This is a genomic window from Lentzea terrae (assembly GCF_003265345.1).
GTDB classification, from domain to species: Bacteria; Actinomycetota; Actinomycetes; order Mycobacteriales; family Pseudonocardiaceae; genus Lentzea; species Lentzea terrae.
This window is the reverse complement of the sequence record NZ_QFWW01000020.1, coordinates 713,056-732,691: the sequence shown is the minus strand read 5'-3', so window position 1 is coordinate 732,691 and position 19,636 is coordinate 713,056. Positions and strand designations below refer to the sequence as shown.

Genomic DNA, 19,636 nt, shown 5'->3' with positions numbered 1-19,636 from the left:
CCTGTCAGGTGCGCGGTGCGGGTCCGCAGAGCACGGTGTGCAGGGTGGCCTGGTTGGTCTGCACTCCCCAGCTGTCGCGCGGGGCGCCGCAGCCGAACCACACCTGACCCACCAGGTCGCGGTGCTGGTGGTCGGTGTAGTAGCTGATCACGACCAGGCGGTCCGGTGTCGGGGCCGGGATCGTCGGGATCGCGGAGGCAGGAGCGGCGGTGGCGGTCGCGATGGCGGCGGTGAAGAGCGCCGCCGTGAAGACGCGCTTGAACATTCGGGTGTCCCCTCTCGCATCAGGATGTTCCACTCGATACGGCGTTCCACCCGGTTCCACCGCTGTTCCGCGCCGGGATCGGACCGGGACCCAGTTATGAGGAAAGATCGCGTTTCCGGCCGGACTAATCCGATGAATCTTGTCAGGCGCAGTCAACTTCTGGCACTTTCGTTGACACCGCAGGCTGAGACCTCCTACCTTCGTCTGGGTAAGGACATCGCTCCGCCGCCCGATGTGCTCCCCCTGTCGTACGCCGCCAGGAAGGACGCACCGAACGATGGAATCGCGCATCACCCGCAGGGCAACCCGAAAAGTGGCACTGACAGCGGCCGCCCTCATGCTCGTCACGGTCGGCCCGGCGGAGGCACTTGCTCCTGCGTGGAGCCCGAACCCCGCGACCGACGGTCTGAAGGCGTTCGAGGGCATCGAGGTCGACCGCGGCAACAAGTTCCCCGAGCGCAAGGGCAAGTACATCGTCGTCGAGGGCGACCACTACCGGTTCAACATCTGGAAGAACGACCGCGACACGACCGGTGGCGGTGACCGTCAGCGCACCGAGTCCAAGGGCATGGTCAGCAACGGCAGTGCCATCAAGATGAAGAACGGCGAGACGTGGGTCATCTCGTACGAGATGTACATGCCGTCATCACTGCACGGCACGAGCAAGTTCACGCACATCTTCCAGACCAAGACGCCCAGCACCAACGGCGGCCCGTGGACGACCCTGTCGTTGAGCCGCAGCGGTAGCACCGAAACGATCCGGGCGCGCGCGTTCGCCACGTCAGGTGCGCCGGACATCGCCTCCACCAACCTCGCCCCGCTGCGCAACAAGTGGGTCACCGTCGAGTGGACGATCACGCCCGGTTCCAGCGGCACGGTCGGCTTCGTGCTGCGCAACGGCACGGGCGCGAGCGCGCCGATCGCGGTGCAGGGCAAGCGTTCCGGCGTGCGGATCCCGGACGAGGGCGACTACGTCCGGCCGAAGTGGGGCATCTACCGCTCGGTCGAGAGCGCCTCGTCGGACATCCTGGACACCTACATCAACTTCCGGAACTACACCGCAACCAAGAAGTAGGCACACGGGGTCGGGTGGCCCGCTGATCGCCAACAGGTCTACCGTTGACTGCCTTCTCTTTTGTGGAGGTCAACGGTGCGAGGCGCGATCGCTGCGGGTCACCCGCTCACCGCACAGGCGGGCGCGGCGATGCTGCGCGCCGGGGGAAACGCGGTCGACGCGGCCGTCGCGGCGATGCTCACGTCGTGCGTGACCGAGCCGCTGCTGACCGGGCTCGGCGCCGCCGGGTACATGCTGATCGCCCCGGCCGGCGAACCCCCTGTGCTGCTGGACTTCTCGGCCGAGGCACCCGGCCGCGAGCCCCAGGCCGACCGGGCTCCGCTCGACCCCATCATCGTCCACTTCGGTGACGCGTCCCAGGAATTCCACGTGGGACCGTCCTCCGTCGCCGCGTACGGAATGCCCGCCGGCGCCGCGAAAGCCGTCACGTACGGCCGGGCGCCGCTCGACGAACTCGTGGCCACGGCAGCGAAACACGCGCGCGAAGGCCACCGCGTCAACCGCTACCAGGCCTACGTCACCTCGTTGCTGCTGCCGCTCGCTCACAGCGCGGGCCTCACCGCGTTCGAGGAAGGCGAGCTGCTGGTCCAGCCGGAGGTCGCCGAAGCCCTCGAACGGCTCGGCGAGGACGGCGCGGAACCGTTCTACACGGGCGACATCGCGGCCGCGATCGCCGACAAGATCACCGCGAACGGCGGCGACCTGAGCCGAAAAGATCTCGCAGCCTACGAGGTCGCCACCAGGGAACCGCTGCACGTGCGCCACCGCGGCCGTGACATCCACACGAACCCACCACCCGCGGCGGGCGGTGCGTTGCTCACGCAGATGCTGGAAGCGTTGCCGGACAACCCGTCGCAACGAGACCTCATCCGCGCGATGGCCGCCCCGAAGACGCACCTGAACCGGCTCGGCTCCACCACGCACATCTCCGTGCTCGACGCCGACGGCACGGCCTGCTCGGTCACCACGACGAACGGCGCGGGCTCCGGCATCTCGATCGCGGGTGTGCACCTGAACAACATGATGGGCGAGGAGGACCTCTCGCCGGACGGGTTCTTCAGCCACGCGCCCGGCGACCGGCTGCCGTCGATGATGTCGCCGACCGTCGTGACCAACCACGGAGGAGCAGAGCTCGTGCTCGGCAGCGCGGGGTCGAGCCGGATCTGCGGCGCGATCCTGCAGGTGCTCGTGAACGTCCTCGACCGCGGCATGCCCGCTCAGGACGCCGTCGACGCACCCCGCCTGCACCTCGGTGGAGATCATCTTTGTGTCGAACCGGGAATTAGGCCGGAAAGCGAACTCCCGGTGACGTATTTCCGCGCGCCGAGCATGTTCTTCGGTGGCTGCCAGGTGGTCGAGATGACCGGATCCGGCCTGCTCAGGGGTGGTGGGGATCACCGTCGAGACGGTGCTGTGGTCATCGTGTGAGACATTGCCCGCATAATGGGATAATTGGTTTTCTGATTCACGAGTCAGCACGCACGATGGAGCGGTGACGGCACTTCGCGAGAAATCCTCCTCGCCGCTCCTGTCCCGGACGTTCCTCCAACTCTCCGCCATCAGCGTCGTCAGCGGCGTGTCGATGGCGTTCGCGATGCCCTTCGGCTCGCTGTTCCTGACCACCGAGGTCAAGGTCTCGCCGATCCAGCTCAGCGTGTTCCTGATCGCGAGCCCGCTCGCGTCCGTCGTCGCCAGCACGATCATGGGCAAGCTGTCGGACGGCCGGATCCAGCGCCGGTACCTGCTCGTCGCGGGTGGTGTCTCCGGTGCGATCGGCTACAGCCTGTTCGCCGTCCTGCGCGACTACTGGTTCCTGCTCGGCACGTCCGTGGTCTTCGTCGCGATCACGTCGTCGCTGCTCCCGCAGATCTTCGCCTACGGCCGTGCGGTCTCGCGGGGACCGTCGATGATGGTCAGCGTCCTGCGCACGCTGCTGTCCGTCGCGTGGGTGGCCGGGCCGCCGCTGGCCGCGCTGATGGTCGCCAAGACCGGGTGGGTCGGCCTCTTCACCGCGACGGCGCTGCTGCAGCTCGGTGTCGCGGTGCTCGCCTTCACGCTCCCGATCCCGGTTGCCGCACCGGAGGAAGAGAAGGTCGAGGAGGAGGCTGCCGGACCGTCGCGAGGCGGGATGTCGGTCGTCGCCGTGGCGTTCGTGTTCCTGCAGGGCGCGGTCGGGCTCGCGGTGAGCGGCCTGCCGCTGTTCGTCACGACCGAGCTGCACGGCACGGCGGGAGACGCCGGGCTCGCGATGGGCCTGTGCGCGGCGCTGGAGATCCCGATGATCCTGTGGTTCGGGTCCCTCGCCAACCGGATGTCGCAGCACAAGCTCGTGGTCATCGGCGCGATGATCGCGTTGGGCTACCACGGCCTGATGCTGTTCACCGACGCCGTCTGGCAGGTGATGGCCGCGCAGCTGTTGCACGCCACCGTCATCTCACTCGTGATGGGCGTGGGCCTCACCTACTTCCAGAGCCTCGACCCCGGTCGCCCCGGCCACGCGTCGACGATGTTCAGCAACACCCAGATCGTCGGCGGCATGATCGCGGGCGCGTTGCTCGGCGTGTCCCAGGAGTTCGGGTTCCGCTGGGTCTACGGGTTCAGCCTGACGATGTGCGTGCTCGGCCTCGCGCTGCTGCTGGTGGCGGGCAGGCTCATGGCAGCCGCGGAACGACGGCTTTCGCCAGTTCGACCGCTCCAGCACACAGTGGCATGCCCTCAGTGAGCTTGTCCTCGCTGAGGATCACGCGGACGACCTCGATCCGCTTGTCCTCCTCCCGGACGACGCGCTGCTGGATCTTCACCTGGCACTCGCCCTCGTCGGACTCCGGCTCCAGGTAGGCGAGGCGCCCGCCCCCGACCTCGACGACAGTGCCGTCGTCGGAGTCGAACGGCCGCTGGCGGCTGAACTCGATCTGCACCTGCCGCTGGTCGTAGTCCCAGCCACAGCCCCAGAAACCGAGCTCGTTCCACGGGTACGGGGTCGCCGCCGACCTCAGCTGCGGCACCAGGTTCTCCGGCTTGAGCAGGCTGCACGCGTCGACGCCGGCGAGCGAGTTCGCGGGCCACGGCTCGGTGCGGCGCGGGATCTGACGTTCGGTGAGCACGGCATGTGCTCGTTCGGCAGCCACCTGGGCGATGTCGCACAACGGCTGCCCGGCGCCTTTGGCCTCGATCTGCAGGCTGTTGCCGTCGACCAGCACGATCGACTTCGTGCAGACCTTCTCGGTGGACCCGATCTGGGCGATCGCCCCGAGCTGTCCGGTCGGCTGCGTGGCGCCGTACTGGACGAACTGCTTCACGAAGTAGTCGACGATCACACCGCTCTCGGCGAAGGCCAGCCAGCTCGTGCAGCCGTTGAACCAGTAGGAGTTCAGAGCGCCGGTGTCGACGCGGTCCGGCTGGAAGCGCTGGAAGTCGTCCTTGCTCGCGGTGAGACCGCAGACGTCCATCGTCCTGGGATCGCCGACGGTGCCCGGCGTGGGCAGGCTGTACAGCACCGCGCCGGTCGCGAGGACGGCGACGAGTGCGGCGGCGCCGATGATGATCGCGTTGCGTCGCCGTGGAAGCTTGACGCCCTCCAGCAGCGGGCCGACGTTCTCGGTGGCCGGGCGGTCATTCGGGTTGCGTTGCAGGAGCTGGGCGAGCAGGTCGCTGAACGGGCCGCCGTGCTGTGCCGGCGTGATGTCGTAAGCCTTGGCGCGTCGCAGTTGTTCGGCGGATCCCGCGTCCGGGGATCCCCACGGCGAGGTGCCCTCCACGGCCGCGAACAGCGTGGCGCCCAACGCGAAGACGTCCGACGCGGGCCGTGCCTCGTGCCCGTCCGCGACCTCCGGCGCCAGGTAGGCGGCCGTACCCGCGACGTCACCGCCGCCGATGAGGGTCTGCTCGGCCCAGCGGGAGATGCCGAAGTCGCTGAGCTTCGCGACGTCGTTTTCGGTGACGAGCACGTTGCCGGGCTTCACGTCGCGGTGGACCATGCCCTTCGCGTGCATGGCGGCCAACGCGTCCGCGAGCTGAGCGCCGATCCTCGCGGCCCGCTGCGGGCTGATCGGGCCGTCCGCCTCGAGGATCTCCGCCAGCGACCGGGACGGCAGATACTCCATCACCAGCCACTGTTCGGCGCCGTCGGTCACCGTGCCGTGCACCGTGATCACGTTGGGGTGGCTGAGCTCGGCGCCGATGCGCGCCTCGTGGCCTGCGTCGCCCTCCCTGGGCCGCTTCAGCGCCACCGTTTCCTGCAACTGCAGGTCGGTCGCGCGCCACACCTCGCCCATGCCGCCGGAGCCGAGGTGCTCTTCGAGCCGGTACCGGTCCGCGATGGTGCGTCCAACCACGAACCTGGATCTTAGGGACGGGTCCCCAGGTCTTGGGTGCAGACTGCGAAGAATGTACGAAAGCTTGGCGCGCCAAGTGCCGCAGACCGTGCCTGGCGGGATCGTCGCGTTGGCGGTCACGGGCCGTGTGAACAGCGCGCCCGTTGACGGTCACACGGTCGTGTTCGGCCGCAACCGGCCCGACGTCGACATCTGCGTCGGCGAGAGCGATCTGCGGGTGTCACGGCGGCATGGCGCGCTGACGTGCCGTGAGGGTGCGTGGTGGGTGAGCAACCTGGGCCGGTTGCCGATCCGGTTGCCCAAGTCGCGCTGGCTGTTCCCCGAGGAAGATCCGGTGCCGCTCGTCGACGGCTACACGCCGTTGTTCATCCGCGGCACGCGCGACCGCGAGCACCTGCTGGAGCTGTACGTGGCCGGTCCGGACGGCGGTCAGCCCGTGGTGCCGCATGGTGCCGTGACCGAGCCTCCGCGCCGTTGGCGGCTCACCGACGACGAACGGCTGCTGCTCGTCGTGCTCGGCCAGCGGTACCTCATGCACGAGGCGAACCCACAGCCGTTGGCACGCCAGCACGTTGCCGAGGTGATGGCCGAGCTGCGTCCGGACGAGGCGTGGAGCCACAAGAAGGTCGAGCACATGGTCGCGGCCGTGCGGGCTCGATTGTCGCGTGAGGGCGTCGTGGGGCTCGTGCGCGAAGAGGTGGGTGAGCCGGTTGGAAACGCGTTGAACGACAACCTGATGCGCGAGCTGGTGTTGTCGACGACGTTGGTGCCACCGGATTTGGCACTGATAGACGTGCTGTCCTGAACCGGTTCTGTTGCCCCGAAACGCCACGAGATCAAGGTGTGCTGCAGGTGTTTCCTGACCGTGACCGTGGTACCGGAACAAGATCCGGTCTTTTGTCACACGGCTGATCGGTGTGCGCAGGTGCGGGACGGTACTTAGCTTGACTCACGAGTCAGGAATGATGACATGTCTGCTCCGGTCATTGTGACGCAACGTAGACGAAACGATCTGCCGGTCGACACAGCGTGCGGTTAGTTGGCTGCAAACGACACGTTCGTGAAAGAGCCACACGTTCGAGTGACCCTCAGGTGCTGGCACACTGCGCTCCGTGCAATCCGAGTTCCCCGACGGACCGACCGAGCGCCATCTCGCGCCGGACCCAGCGTTGATGGAGGCTGCCCGCGCCAGGGGCCGCGAACGCTGGGCCGCCGCCGGCGATCTGCCGATGCCGGAGGAGAAGCCGCCGAGCCGGCAGTTCAAGCTCAAGCCGCGCGTCGCGGTGATCGCCGCCGCGGCCGCACTCCTGGTCCTCGCCGGAATCGTGGCCGTGACGTCCAGCGGAGGCTCCGGCGACGGCAACACGGACATCGCGCAGCCCTCGCACAGCTACGTGCCCGGCCTGATCACGCCGCCGGAAGCGCTGCCGGACGAGTCGTCCTCTGCGAACAGCATGAACCCGACGCTCGCCTCGTCGGCGCTCGGCCTGATCCCGCCGACGACCACGCAACCCGCGCCGCCTCCTGCAGACCGAGCTCCGAGCGGTGCGAAGTCGCTGACCACGGGCCCCGGCTGCGGCGGCTACACCAACGTCGGCTCCTACCGCGACGGCCGCAAGGGCTGGGTCGACCACGGCGACGGCAAGTGCGGCTCGACGTTCGTGTCGATCCCGATGTCCGGCGACGCGCGCCGCGACGACAGCTCCGCCTACGGGCAGTGGACGTTCGCGGCTACCGGCTCGTGCGACGTCTCGGTGTTCATCCCGAACGGCAACCTGGAGGAGGTCGGGGGTAACCCGACCGTGTACTACGTCTTCGACCGCAACGGCGTCGGCGGCATCCCGATGGCGTCGTTCGCGATCAAGCAGGTCGAGAAGCGCGGCCAGTGGGTCTCGGCCGGGAAGTTCAAGGCCAGCGGAAACCTGACCGTGCAACTGCTCACCCGAGGTCAGGACTGGAACAACTCCGGACCTACCTACGCCCATCACGCCGCATCTGCCATCAAGGCAGACTGCACGGTGTGACACGAGATCTCCACCTGGTCCGGCACGGCGAAGCGACGAAGGACGAATCGAGGCTGACCGCACGCGGCCGCAAGCAGTCCGAGCTGCTAGCGGAACGGTTGCGGGGCACGGGATTCGCGGCGGTGCACCACGGCCCGTCGCCGCGCGCAGCCGAAACCGCGTCGATCATCGCCTCGGTGCTGAAGGTGCCCTGCCGGGTCGAGGCCGCGGCCGACGACTTCGTGCCGCACTTCGTCCCCGACCACGACGCGTTCTTCGACCAGTTCCCGGAGTCGGAACGCACCCGCGGCCCCGCCCTGGCGCACGAGGCCGAGACGCGGTTCGCCCGGCCCGGCGACGGCCCGGTGCTGGTCGTGACGCACTCGTTCCTGATCAGCTGGCTGGTGCGGGACGCGCTGGACGCCCCGCCCGAGCGGTGGTTGTCGCTCAACCACGACAACGCGGCGTTGACCGTCATCCGCTACACGACGGGCAGGTCGCCGGCGTTGGTGCGGTTCAACGACAGCGGCCACCTCGGTGGGCTTTGACCAAGGCGCGGTGAGGGTGAGCGGGGTGATCTCGCTGTGCTGCGCAACGCGCGTGAGGGCGGCGCCGGTCACCTCGCCAGGCGCGAAGCCGCGCATCGGCGGCGGACCCGGAAGCCGGCGCTGCGGCTGGTGCAGAGCTGGGGTGCTGCGCGACGTGAGCGTGAGGCGGGCGCTGGTCGCCTCACCCCAGCTTTGAGCGGCAGCGAGGTGATCTTGCTGGGTGCGAAGGTGCGCGTCGGCGGCCCCGGAAGTCGGTGCTGCTGCTGGTGCGAGCCGGGTGCTGCGCGACGCGTGTGCGAGGTCGGCGCCGGTCACCTCACGCAGCTTTGAGGGTGAGCAGGGTGGTCTCGCTGGGCGCGAAGACGTGCATGGGCGGGTCCCAGACGTCGGCGCCGCGGCTGGTGCGGAACTCGGTGCTGCGCGACGCGGGCGTGAGGCCAGCGCCGGTCACCTCACCCAGCTTTGAGCGTCAGCAGGGTGATCTCGCTGGGCGCGAAGACGCGCATAGGCGGGCCCCAGAACCCGGCACCGCGGCTGGTGTAGAGCTGCGTGCGGTCGCTGTGCCTGCTCAGGCCGGCGACCACCGGCTGCTGCAGCCGCACGAGGTAGTGGAACGGCCAGATCTGGCCGCCGTGCGTGTGTCCGGACAGCTGCAGGTCGACGCCCGCCTCCACGGCCTTGCGGATCTCCGACGGCTGGTGGGCGAGCAGCACCACCGGGTCGCTGCCGTGGGTGCCGCGCAGGGCGAGCGCCAGGTCGGCGGCGTGGCCGGGCTCGCCGGAGTGGTCGGCGGTGATGTCGTCGATGCCCGCGAACACCAGGCGAGCGTCGCCGCGTTCGAGGGCCACGTGCTCGTTGTGCAGCGCCTTCCAGCCCAGGCGGGTCATCAGGTCGATCCAGCCCTGCGCGTTGGAGTAGTACTCGTGGTTGCCGGTGATGTAGAAGCGGTGCGGCGTGTTCACGTCGCCGAGCGGGGTGGCCTGCTCCAGGCGCTGGTCGGCGGTGCCGTCCGCGATGTCGCCGACGTGCACGGCGACGTCCGCGTTCAGCTGGTTGACCGCGTCGACCATGCCGCGTGACCACTTCGCGCGGTTGATGGCGCCGTAGTGGGTGTCGGTGATGACGGCGACGGTCAGGCCGTCGAACGCCGGGTCCAGGCGCGGGATGGTGACGGCCTGTCGCTTGATCCGCGGCACGCGCATGGCCTCGTAGACGCCATACGCGGTGATGGTGACGATGAGTACGGCGAGCAGCACGGCGATCAGGCGGGAGCGCAACGGGTTCTCGACGCCGCCGACAGCCAACGCCAGCCGCAGGAGGTCGGTGAGCAACGTCCAGACGAACGCGATCCACACGAAGCCGAGCAGGAACTGGGAGACCCGGGCGGCCCGGTCTGAGTTCCGCTGCGTGAAAAGCACGATCATCGCGATGGCCGCACCGGCGAACACCACCGCGGCGATCGGCCGGACCGGGGCCGGCCACTCGGCGCTCGCCGCGAACAGGCCCTCGAACGGCACCCAGAACAGCAGCGTGGTGACCGTCAGGAGGACGAGCGTGAAGACCACGCGCCGTACCGTGATGCGGGGCCGTCGGGCCGCGGTGGTCGTCATCGCTCGTCCTCCCGGGGTGTCAATTCCAATCTATGTCAACGCACCGACAATGGTTTGTTCGCCCGAGTTGCCGTAGACGTCCGTCACACGTGTTTTGAGCGAGACCGGGCCGGATTTCACTTCGAGCAGAACTCCGCGGTCGCCAAACACCACGTACGACCCCGGTTGCCACGTCGTTCCGCCGTCGTAGGAGACGTCCACGGTCAGCTTCTTCGTGCGTCCGGCCGTGGTCGTCTTGTCGAGGCGGAACGGGATGGTGGAGCCGTTGCGGTCGTCGAACCGGACCGCGGTGAGGGGGAGCGGACCGGTGCTTTCCGCGGACTCGAACTCCCAGGCGGCACGGCGCGCTGACGAAGCGGCTTCGAGGCGGTACCTGGCCTTGCCGGGCGGCACCTGGAACGTGCCGCCGTCCGGATCCCGGACCCCGTCCACGAGCTTGCCGTTGCGGCGCAGTTCGGTGCGGCCCTCCAGTTCCCGGTCGCCCGCGAAACCGTAGTGGCCGTGCGTCGGGTCGGACAGCAGCGCGGTGTTCGCCGTGATGATGTTGCCGTTGCGGCGCATCGTGGTGGACGTGACGGCCGGGCCGAGCACGCCGTGGCTCCACTTCTCGAAGTACGCCTGGCCGTTGGCGAACGAGCGCCAGTTCTGGGCCTGCATCACCTGCTGGTCCGGGTCGGTCCGGACCTGCGCCGCCCACCACTCCAGGTCGCCGGCCGAGTGGTAGTACGTCGTGTGCGTGCCGGGGAACGTGAGGTTCTCGGCCGCGTCTCCCGGTGGCGGCGTGGAGAGCGGGTGCTCGGCGAACGTGACCCACATGCCGGTCGTCGCCGGCCCGGCGATCCTGGCCGTCACCTTGGCGAAGTCGCCGTCCTTCGGGGACGGAAGCGTTGCGGTCAAAGCGTTTTCCCGGCTGACCGCGATCGCGCAGGTGCCACAGATCGTGCTGCCCGGCACGTTCCGGAGGTACTGCACGGCCGTGTAGATCATGCCGTGCGCGCTGCCGGGAACCACGTAGACCTCGTCGCCCTGGCTCGCGAACGCCGACCCGTTCGCCGTGCCCAGGCTCGTGCCGACCAGACCGGTGCCCTTGGCGCCGTTGACCGTGGCCTGGAGCTTCTGGCCCGGCCGTGCGTCGAGGATGACTTCGGCGCCATGAGGGCCGACCGTCACGTCCTGGGCCACGAGGGTCTGCGACGGCTCCCACGGCGGCCGGCCCTCGATCGGGCTCGGCACCCAGGAGAAGATCGTGTAACGGCCCTGCGGGATCTCGCCCTGCAGCGCGCGGCCGTTGCCGATGCCGCCCGCGTACATCTTCTTGTTGGTGTGGTTGGCCATCGCGACCAGGAAGCCGTAGCCGCCGGTGCCGTTCTGGGCGCCGTCCCTGGCGACGGACTGGACCTTGATCTGCCCGGTGGCTTCGGTGCCCGTCTGCGTTGAGATGGCGGTGCGAATGACGTTGTCGTGGTCGCGCGCGATGATCACGTCGCCTGCACCGGGCTTGGTGGTCTTGAACGTCGCCGTTGCGGTGCCGCGCGCCGGGACTTCGACGGTCGTCCGATCGGCTTCGACGTTGCCGGGCTTGGAGATCGTGAGCTTGACCGGGCGAGCGCCGTCGTTGCGATAGGTGATGGTGCCGCTGCCATGCAGGGTTGCGGGTTCCGCGGTGAGCTGGGTTTTCGTTGCCCTGTCGAGGTTCACGACGCCCGTGCCCTGCTCGAACACCACGGCGCCGATCGGGTCCGCGGTGGTGGTCAGCGCGGCTTTGAGGCGTGCGGCGGACCAGTCGGGATGCTGCCCGGCGAGGATCGCCGCCGCGCCGGTGACGTGCGGCGTCGCCATCGACGTGCCGCTGGCCAGGGTGTGCCGGTCGTTGATCGGATAGCCCATGGACGTGCCTTGCGCCCGTGCCGCCGCGATGGCGTATCCGGGTGCGCTGATCTCCGGCTTGACCGCGCCGTCGATGCGCGGGCCGCGGCTGGAGAAGTAGCTGAGCTGGTTGTGCTTCGTGACGCTCGCGACCGCCAGCGCCGCGTCCGCTGCTGCCGGTGAGCTGACGGACTGTGCCCGCCCTTCGTTGCCCGCCGCGACAACGAAGAGCGTGTTGTACTTGGCGCTCAACGAGTTCAGCGTCTGGCTGAGCTCGTCGGTGCCGTCCGTGGCGTCGCCGCCGAGGCTGAGGTTCACGACTCGGGCGCCCTGCTCCGCGGCCCAACGCATGCCCGCGATCACCGCGGACTCCTCGCAGTACTGCGGCTCGCAGACCTTGCCGATCAACAGGTCCGCGTCCGGTGCCGTGCCCGGTTCCGGCCCAGAACCCGCGATGGTGCCGGCGACGTGCGTGCCGTGGCCGTGCGCGTCGGTGACGTCGTTGCTTTCGGTGAAGTCCTTGGTGGCCTTGATGCGGCCCTTCACATCGGGATGTTCCTGGTCCACGCCGGTGTCCAGCACGGCGACTTGCACGCCCTTCGCGGTGAGGCCCTGCTGCCACGCCTTGGGTGCTTTGATCTGCTGGACGCTGTCGTGGTCGAGCGGCTTGAGGATCCGGTCAGGGCTGATCTTCGCGATGCCGGGCAGCCGGTCGGTCTGGTTCGGCGCGTGCGGGTTGATCTGGCGCCACAGATCTCGGGTGAGTTGATGAGAGGCGATGCGTTCGTCGGTGTAGCGGATGATGACCTTGCGCGGCGGCTTGGTGACGTCGAACAGCTGCGCGTCCAGCACGCCGTTGAGCACGAGCTGCTGCGCGTCGAACGGGATGACCGACACCCGGCCCTCGTCGACGGTCTTCAGGAACGGCATCCGCGCACGTCCGGGAGCGGGCTGGATGACGACGTTGGGCGGCTTTCCGGGCTGTGTGACGACGTTCACCCGGTCGCCGGTGATGAGGACGGTCCCAGTTTGCGTTGGAGAGGCAACCGCAGACGGCACCACGAGTCCTGATAGCAAGACCGCGGCCGCCAGCGCCGACCTGCATAACGTTTTCATGCAGGTCACGCTTCCGGCGGCGGTCGTTCCGGAACAAGTGCCGGAACGGCCACAACCGTTGACCGACGTCCAGCCGAGCCGACATAGAGTAGGGCCCATGATCTTTTACACCGACGAGGAGAGCCGCACGCTGCGCACCGCCGTGTACGGCGCGATGCTGCTGGTCTCCCACGCCGACCCCGGCCCCGTGCTGGAGGAGCGGTTCGCCGGCCTGCGCGCCCTGGCCAACCTGGGCCCCGACCTGCGCATGGTGATGGGTGCCGCACGCCCGTCCGTCCCCGCCGGTACCGACGAGGAGATCGAACCGGTCGTCCTCGAGGCCCTGCGCCGCTCGATGAAGATCCTGTCCGCCCGCTCGCCGGAGGACGCCGCGTCGTTCCCGCGCGCCGTGCTGGCGATCTGCCGCGAGGTCGCCGAGGCCGACGGCGTGGTCGTGTCCGCGGAGGACGCCATGGTGGCCCGCATCGAGGGTGCGCTCGTCATCTGAAAGTGCTCAGTTGATGAGCACTTTGAGCGTGATCCTGGGTGCATGAACACGTTCCTCGCCGCCACGACCGACGACTGGCGCTCCTGGCTCGCCCAGCACTCCGGCAGCGCCAAGGAGGTGTGGCTGCTGATCCACCACAAGGACAGCCCCGTGCACACGATCCGCTACGAGGAGGCGATCGAGCACGCGCTGTGCTTCGGCTGGATCGACAGCCACCACCGCAAGCAGGACCAGCACAGCTCGGCGCTGCGGTTCAGCCCGCGCACGTCCCGCAGCGGCTGGAGCGCCCTGAACCGCGAACGGGCCGCGCGGATGAGCACGGCCGGCCTGATGACCCCGCGCGGTCAGGAGCTGATCGACCACGCCAAGGCCACCGGCCGGTGGGAGGTCCAGGCGGCCGACCTCGATGCGGCCCTCGCGGAGAATCCCTTGGCGTGCAAGAACTTCGAGGCGTTCCCGCCGTCGTCGCGCAGGCTCATCCTGGAGTGGGTCACGCAGGCGCGCAAACCGGAGACCCGGCAACGGCGGATCGCCGAGACCGTCGAGCTGGCCGCGCTGAACGTGCGGGCACATCACGGCAGGACTAGCCTCCGGCCATGAGCGTGGATGTGCGGCCGGAGGTAGTCGTGCGCAAGCCGCGGGCCGAGGTGGCGGCGTACATGTTCGACCCCGCCAACGACCTCGCGTGGACGGGCGGGATCACCGCGTCGCGGCCGAACCAGCCCGGGCTGCTGGTGGAGGGCGCGACCGTCGTCCGCACCGCGAAGTTCCTGGGGCGCACGTTCGACTACGGCTACGTGGTGACCGCGCACGAGCCCGATCGGCTCATCGAGATGAAGGTCGAGAAACCGTTCCCGATGACCGTGCGGTACGAGCTGGCGGACACACCGGAGGGGACGAACGTCGCGATTCGGGCTGCCGGCTCGCCCGGCGGGTTCTTCGCGGTGGCCGAGCCGTTGATGCGCTGGCAGGTGCGGCGCAGCATCGCGGCGGATCTCAAGCGCCTCAAGGAGAACGTCGAGCGGTAGTGCCGCAACCGGCACTACGCCGAACGGTCGATAGCGCACGGGCTTGCCGGTGGCAGGGTGGATCTCGCAGGGGATCGACTCTGGGGGAGTGTCATGGATCTGTCGCGCCGCGAACTGCTGACCCGCACCGGCCAGGCCGCCGCCGTCGCCACCGCCGCGTCCACGCTGAGCATCGGTTCGGCTCAGGCCGGGGAGACCGGGGTCCGGTTGACGCAGGGCACCAACATCTCGGTTTCCCGCTCCGCGGACGGCAAGTGGCTTGCGATCGACCTCGTCACGGCGATCTGGGTGCTGCCGTCCACCGGTGGCACGGCGCGGAAGCTGACCGACGAGCTGCAGGACGCCACGCTGCCGTCGTTCGGGCCGGGCAACCAGATCGCGTTCCAGTCCTATCGAGACGGCAACTACCACCTCTGCGTTGTCGGGTTCGACGGCACCGGCCTCAAGCAGCTCACGCGGGGCAAGTACGACCACCGCGAGCCCGCGTTCTCCCCGGACGGCACGAAGATCGCGTTCGTCAGCGACCGCGCCGGCAGCTACGGCGTGCACGTCCTGGACGTCGCGTCCGGCGCCATCACGCAGCTGACCGGCGCTCCGGACGAGGCGGCCGCACCGCAGTGGTCGAAGGACGGCAAGCGGATCATCTTCATCACCGGCAACACCACCGTCGACACGGTCACGTTGGACGGTCGGCGCTCCCGCCTCGTCACGGCACCGGCGGGCTTCCAGCTGTTCGGTGCCGCGTTCGGTCCTGGCGACCAGCCGAGCTACACGCAGATGCGGCCCGGCCAGGCCGATCTGATGCTGGGCACGACGGCCGTGGTCACCGGCCAGGACATCTTCGGGTTCGCCCCGGTGTGGGACGGCGACCGCGTCCTCTACACCGCTGACGGCAAGATCCGCTGGCACGTCGAAGGTACCAGCACTGACATCCCGTTCGAGGTCACCGTCCCGATCCGGACCGTGCAGCCCCATCGCGGCAAGAACCTCACCGCAGGACCGGTCAAGGGCATCGCGGGCCCGGTCGTGTCCAGGGACGGCTCGAAGATCGCGTTCCGCGCGTTGAACGCGCTTTACCTGGTGAGCGGCGGCAAGACCACGAAGCTGACCGACGGCAAGTACTTCGACTCCGACCCGGACTTCTCGCCCGACGGCACCCGGTTGGTCTACGCCAGCGACCGCTCCGGCGTCGCGCAGCTCTGGGTCCGCGACCTCGCGACAGGTGAGGACAAGCTCTTCGCGCCGGCGCCGGGTGCGCAGACCACGCCACGTTTCTCCCCGGACGGCACCAAGGTCGCGTACGTGGACCAGGACGGCCAGGTCTGGATCGCCGACGCCGGCGGCCGCCGCCAGATCACGTCCACGCTCTTCCAACCGGGCCGCCCGACGTGGTCCGCGGACGGCACGATCGTCGCCCTCGCGGCGGTGAAGCCGTTCTCGCGCAGGTTCCGCGAGGGCACCAGCCAGGTCCTGTCCGTGGACCTGGGCTCGGGTGAGCTCAGGTACACCGAGCCCATGCCGTTCCGCTCCATCGCCACCCGCGGCGACGACGGCCCGGTGTGGTCCCCGGACGGCAAGTACATCGCGTTCGTCGTGGAGAGCGTTGCCTGGGTCGTTCCCGTGGACGCCAAGGGGAACTTCACGGGTGAACCGCGCCAGGTCACCCGCGAGGTCACCGACTCGCTCGCATGGCACGGCAACGAGGCGTTGGTGTATCTGAACAACGGCCGGCTCAGGAAGTCCACTCTGGACGGCAGGACGTCCACGATCCGGGTGAACCTGAACTGGGCCAAGCCCAAAGCTCCCGAGCGCAAGGTCGTCCACGTCGGCGCCTACTGGAACGGCGAAGCGCAGGACCTCCGCCACAACGTCGACATCGTCGTGGAACGCGGCTGTGTCAAGGAAGTCCGCCCGCACCGGGGCCGCGCCGACGTCGACGCGTCCAGCCTGACCGCCATTCCCGGCCTGATCGACGCCCACAACCACTGGCACCTGCGCGGCCGCCAGTGGGGAGCACGCCAGGGCAACGTGTGGCTCGCCTACGGCATCACCACCGTCCGTTCGCCCGGCGACCCGGTCTACCAAATGGTCGAAACGCGCGAAGCGCTGGCCGCGGGAACCCTGACCGGGCCACGTTTCTACGCCACCGGCGAAGCCATCGACGGCTCGCGCGTCTACTACAACTTCATGCGCCCCACGCTGTCCCGCGCCCAGCTCGACCTCGAACTGCGCCGGGCCCACGAGCTGGCGTACGACATGATCAAAACCTACGTCCGCCTTCCTGTGGAACTGCAGCGCGCGGCCGTCCAGCGCGCCAAGATCCCGCTGTCGTCCCACTACCTCTACCCGGCCGCCAACCTGGGCATGGACGGCATGGAACACGTCGGCGCCACCAACCGCCTCGGCTACTCCCACACCGTCACCCGCCAGGGCCGCGCGTACCAGGACGTGGTGTCGTTGTTCGTGCGGTCGGGCATGTCGATGACCCCGACCCTGTTCCACAACCGCGCCCTGTTCGCCGAGGACAAGTCCTTGGCACTCGACGAACGCACCCGCATCCTCTTCCCGCCGTGGGAGTACGAGCGCTACCTCGCCGACGCCAACAGCGGAGGCGCCGCCTCGTCCGCCCACATCCTGCGCAACTGGGTCGAGTTCGCTCTTGCGGTGCACCGCGGCGGCGGCCTGGTCATCTGCGGCACCGACGCACCCCTGGACGCCCCGGCCACCGCCACCCACATGAACCTGCGCGCGATGGTGAAGTTCGGCTTCACGCCACGGGAAGCGCTGATCACCGCCACCCGAAACCCGGCGCGCTGGCTGGGCCTCCCGCTCGGCGCGATCAAGCCGGGCGCGGCCGCCGACATCTCGTTCGTCGACGGAAACCCGCTCGCCGACATCAAGGCCGCGGCCGACGTCAAGCAGGTCATGGTGGGCGGCAGGCTCCACCAGATCGCGGATCTGCTTGCGCCGTACCAGAACCAGGCCCAGGTCATGGCGACGAGTGCGCGCGAACCGTTGCCGTCCGCGGAGAACGAGCACTGGTGGCACGAGCCGGAGTGGGCCGAGCACGTCTGCTGCGATCACTGACGGGGGTTGCTCGTGACCCATTCGGCGAGGGAGGTGAGCGTGGCTTCCGCGCTGTCCGCCATGTAGTCGCGCAATGCGGTCAACTCCGCTCGAGTGCTCGGGAGAACCGGGTCAAGGCGGAGCAACCGCCACGACTGCTCCACCACGGATCCGCGGCCGCGCGCCTGGAACGTCCAGCTCCACTCGACGATGCCGTTCTCGGCTCCACCGACCACGAAGACGAAGGCGGAACCTGGTTCGGCCCGCACCACCTGCGAACGAGTGATCCACTCCTTGCCGTCCCTGCGGTTGTGCCCGCTGAACCAGGCCCCGGCGACGGGGCCGGCACCCTCGTCGAAGGCGACCTCGCTCGCGTTGGGACTCCAGCGACTGATCGAGGACACATCGCTGACCAGTCGGTAGACCTCGGCAGGAGTGGCATCGACCCACGCGCGACGCGTGAAGGTGAAGTCGGCCAGGGCAACGGTCTCGATGCGGTTGTGCGGTTCAACTGCGGTGCTCATGGCGATCCCCTGTTCGACGTTTCTCGGCAACTCCGAATCCCACCGGCGATCTGGCGGGCGCACCACTCCCGGCTCTGCGTATCCCCGGCCGGGGCAGGTTCCGGGCGCAGACACCAGCCATACTCGGGTCCATGAGCGGAACGGCACGGTTGGGGGACTTCCTCAAGACGCGGCGCTCGCAGCTTCGTCCCGATGACATCGGCGTACCGACCTACGGCGATCGTCGACGTGTGCCGGGTCTGCGACGGGAAGAACTGGCGCGTCTGGCCGGAGTCAGCACGTCCTACTACACGAGGCTCGAACAAGGGCACTCGACCAGCGCCTCACCGGAGGTCCTGGACGCCCTCGCCACCGCCCTGCACCTCGACGAAGCCGAACGGCAACACCTGCACGCCCTGGCCAGGCCGGCGAAGCAGGCCCGCCGACCGCGCAGGCCGGCGCCCGAGCGCGTCTGCACAGCGACCGGTCAGTTGCTCGACGCACTGGCCGCCGTCCCCGCGATCGTGCTCGGCCGCCGCAGCGACGTGCTGGCCTGGAACAGGCTGGGGCACGCGTTGTTCGCGGGACACTTGGACTTCGACCTGGCACGCCGCCCGAACATGGCCCGGCTCATGTTCCTCGACTCGCACACGCGCGAGCTGTACGCGGACTGGCCGGGCAAAGCCAAGGCGGTGGTGGGAAACCTGCGCCTGACGGTGGGACAGCATCCCGACGATGCCGCGCTGCACGAACTGGTGGGGGAGCTGAGCGCGAAGAGCGACGAGTTCGCCTCGATGTGGGCCGACCACCGCGTCAAAGCCGGTGGCACCGCCGACTACGAGATGAGACATCCCCTCGTCGGCCCGCTCACCGTCACGCAGCAAACCCTCAGCAACGGAACGGGTCCGAGCATCGTGGTCGCCACCGCACCACCCGGCTCGCCGTCGCACACCACGCTGGCACTGCTGGCTCAAGCCACGGCGCCCCGACCTGAAACCTCACCTGGAAGAGCGGAACGTGACCAACAACAGGCGACCTGATCCCGCGGACCTCGAAAAACTGTTGTGGCGCTTGGCTGACAGGTACACGCGCGTCCGTCCGGCGTCGTTCGGCCACGCTGGTGATCTCGTCGTGCTGGACAGCCCGATCACGTGGGAAACCCCGTGGCGCACCGAGGGCGGGTTCAACCACCACCTGCCCGCAGGCAGCCACCCGGTGTACGTGGGCACCACCCCCTTCATCCCGGACGGCGAGGATCCCGACGCGTCCTGGCACACGGTCACCGTGGTCGTGATCCCGTTGGCCGAGCCCTCCGCGATCGCGGCGGCGGACTGGAACGTCCCCGGTTACCACGACGCCCACTTCATCGAGGACTACGCCGTCCTGTGGGGCGACGAGGCCATGCGCGCGTCACTCCCGCACGAGGAGGACGGCACACCCGCCTTCGTCCGCACCGCGCCGGGCGACAGCTGGACGAACGTGGTGCTGGACCGAGAAACCGGCGCCAACGCCTTCGTCTTCCCCGTGGGCGAAGCGGAGTACGTCACCGGCCACGAGATCGTCGACGACCAGCGAAACCTGCTCTGCCTGGTGTTGGTGGCGTGCGAGTGAGTTTGCGGAAAGCGCATACCACCACGGGTGCTTAACCGCTAATTTACGCAGCGTCACCGGAACGTGAAACACCTGAGCTGAACAGTCATACCTGTCGCTCGACAGATATTCCGTCCGGCCTCGC

Annotated in this window: 18 protein-coding genes; 12 read left to right on the top strand and 6 right to left on the bottom strand. The window is 68.8% G+C overall.

Annotated features, from left to right (window positions below; genetic code table 11):
* Positions 1–4: 4 nt before the first annotated feature.
* Positions 5–265, bottom strand: coding sequence for a DUF6289 family protein (locus tag DI276_RS25325; protein WP_112267487.1), 261 nt, complete (start codon positions 263–265; stop codon positions 5–7).
* Between the two features lie 277 nt (positions 266–542).
* Between DI276_RS25325 and DI276_RS25320 the strand changes: the two genes are divergently transcribed.
* The 3 genes from DI276_RS25320 (at position 543) to DI276_RS25310 (ending at position 4,062) form a co-directional block, all read left to right on the top strand.
* Positions 543–1,340 (top strand): hypothetical protein, encoded by a 798-nt coding sequence (locus DI276_RS25320; protein WP_112267485.1) that lies wholly within the window; start codon positions 543–545, stop codon positions 1,338–1,340.
* A 75-nt stretch (positions 1,341–1,415) separates the two neighbouring features.
* Positions 1,416–2,768: a gamma-glutamyltransferase gene (locus DI276_RS25315; protein WP_198680869.1), complete on the top strand. Its 1,353-nt coding sequence runs from the start codon at positions 1,416–1,418 to the stop codon at positions 2,766–2,768.
* Between the two features lie 64 nt (positions 2,769–2,832).
* Positions 2,833–4,062: a sugar efflux transporter gene (locus DI276_RS25310; RefSeq protein WP_232836890.1), complete on the top strand. Its 1,230-nt coding sequence runs from the start codon at positions 2,833–2,835 to the stop codon at positions 4,060–4,062.
* Here DI276_RS25310 and DI276_RS25305 read toward each other — a convergent pair.
* Complete coding sequence (locus DI276_RS25305; RefSeq protein ID WP_112267483.1) at positions 3,992–5,674, bottom strand: serine/threonine-protein kinase; 1,683 nt, start codon at positions 5,672–5,674, stop codon at positions 3,992–3,994. The genes DI276_RS25310 and DI276_RS25305 overlap by 71 nt on opposite strands.
* 52 nt (positions 5,675–5,726) lie before the next feature.
* Here DI276_RS25305 and DI276_RS25300 point away from each other — a divergent pair, with 52 nt between their 5' ends.
* From DI276_RS25300 to DI276_RS25290, 3 genes are all read left to right on the top strand, one after another.
* The gene (locus tag DI276_RS25300; RefSeq protein ID WP_112267481.1) at positions 5,727–6,479 is read left to right on the top strand and encodes an FHA domain-containing protein; all 753 of its coding nucleotides are present in this window, start codon (positions 5,727–5,729) and stop codon (positions 6,477–6,479) included.
* A 307-nt stretch (positions 6,480–6,786) separates the two neighbouring features.
* A complete protein-coding gene (locus DI276_RS25295) occupies positions 6,787–7,698 on the top strand; it encodes a hypothetical protein (protein WP_112267479.1) in 912 nt (303 codons plus the stop codon).
* A complete protein-coding gene (locus tag DI276_RS25290; RefSeq protein ID WP_198680868.1) occupies positions 7,695–8,225 on the top strand; it encodes a histidine phosphatase family protein in 531 nt (176 codons plus the stop codon). Before DI276_RS25295 ends, DI276_RS25290 begins: the two co-directional genes overlap by 4 nt.
* 316 nt (positions 8,226–8,541) lie before the next feature.
* Here DI276_RS25290 and DI276_RS53060 read toward each other — a convergent pair whose 3' ends face one another.
* The 3 genes from DI276_RS53060 to DI276_RS25280 form a co-directional block, all read right to left on the bottom strand.
* On the bottom strand, positions 8,542–8,676 hold the full coding sequence (locus DI276_RS53060; RefSeq protein WP_269814299.1) for a hypothetical protein: 135 nt from the start codon (positions 8,674–8,676) through the stop codon (positions 8,542–8,544).
* A 1-nt stretch (position 8,677) separates the two neighbouring features.
* Positions 8,678–9,790, bottom strand: coding sequence for a metallophosphoesterase (locus tag DI276_RS25285; RefSeq protein ID WP_232836889.1), 1,113 nt, complete (start codon positions 9,788–9,790; stop codon positions 8,678–8,680).
* Positions 9,791–9,865: 75 nt separating this feature from the next.
* Positions 9,866–12,700 carry a S8 family serine peptidase gene (locus tag DI276_RS25280; RefSeq protein WP_157984918.1) on the bottom strand — a complete coding sequence of 945 codons (2,835 nt, stop codon included), beginning with the start codon at positions 12,698–12,700 and terminating at the stop codon, positions 9,866–9,868.
* A gap of 214 nt (positions 12,701–12,914) precedes the next feature.
* Between DI276_RS25280 and DI276_RS25275 the strand changes: the two genes are divergently transcribed.
* From DI276_RS25275 to DI276_RS25260, 4 genes are all read left to right on the top strand, one after another.
* On the top strand, positions 12,915–13,304 hold the full coding sequence (locus tag DI276_RS25275; protein WP_112267473.1) for a hypothetical protein: 390 nt from the start codon (positions 12,915–12,917) through the stop codon (positions 13,302–13,304).
* Positions 13,305–13,346: 42 nt separating this feature from the next.
* Positions 13,347–13,904: a YdeI/OmpD-associated family protein gene (locus DI276_RS25270; protein ID WP_112267471.1), complete on the top strand. Its 558-nt coding sequence runs from the start codon at positions 13,347–13,349 to the stop codon at positions 13,902–13,904.
* Positions 13,901–14,332: an SRPBCC family protein gene (locus DI276_RS25265; RefSeq protein ID WP_112267469.1), complete on the top strand. Its 432-nt coding sequence runs from the start codon at positions 13,901–13,903 to the stop codon at positions 14,330–14,332. Before DI276_RS25270 ends, DI276_RS25265 begins: the two co-directional genes overlap by 4 nt.
* Positions 14,333–14,425: 93 nt before the next feature.
* Positions 14,426–17,419: an amidohydrolase family protein gene (locus DI276_RS25260; RefSeq protein WP_112267467.1), complete on the top strand. Its 2,994-nt coding sequence runs from the start codon at positions 14,426–14,428 to the stop codon at positions 17,417–17,419.
* On the opposite strand, the gene DI276_RS25255 is transcribed toward DI276_RS25260, so the two are convergent.
* Positions 17,413–17,922 carry an SRPBCC family protein gene (locus tag DI276_RS25255; protein WP_112267465.1) on the bottom strand — a complete coding sequence of 170 codons (510 nt, stop codon included), beginning with the start codon at positions 17,920–17,922 and terminating at the stop codon, positions 17,413–17,415. The genes DI276_RS25260 and DI276_RS25255 overlap by 7 nt on opposite strands.
* A 131-nt stretch (positions 17,923–18,053) precedes the next feature.
* Here DI276_RS25255 and DI276_RS25250 point away from each other — a divergent pair, with 131 nt between their 5' ends.
* Positions 18,054–18,941: a helix-turn-helix domain-containing protein gene (locus DI276_RS25250; RefSeq protein WP_112267463.1), complete on the top strand. Its 888-nt coding sequence runs from the start codon at positions 18,054–18,056 to the stop codon at positions 18,939–18,941.
* Positions 18,919–19,512 carry a hypothetical protein gene (locus DI276_RS25245; protein WP_112267461.1) on the top strand — a complete coding sequence of 198 codons (594 nt, stop codon included), beginning with the start codon at positions 18,919–18,921 and terminating at the stop codon, positions 19,510–19,512. The genes DI276_RS25250 and DI276_RS25245 overlap by 23 nt, the downstream gene beginning before the upstream one ends.
* Positions 19,513–19,636 lie beyond the last annotated feature (124 nt).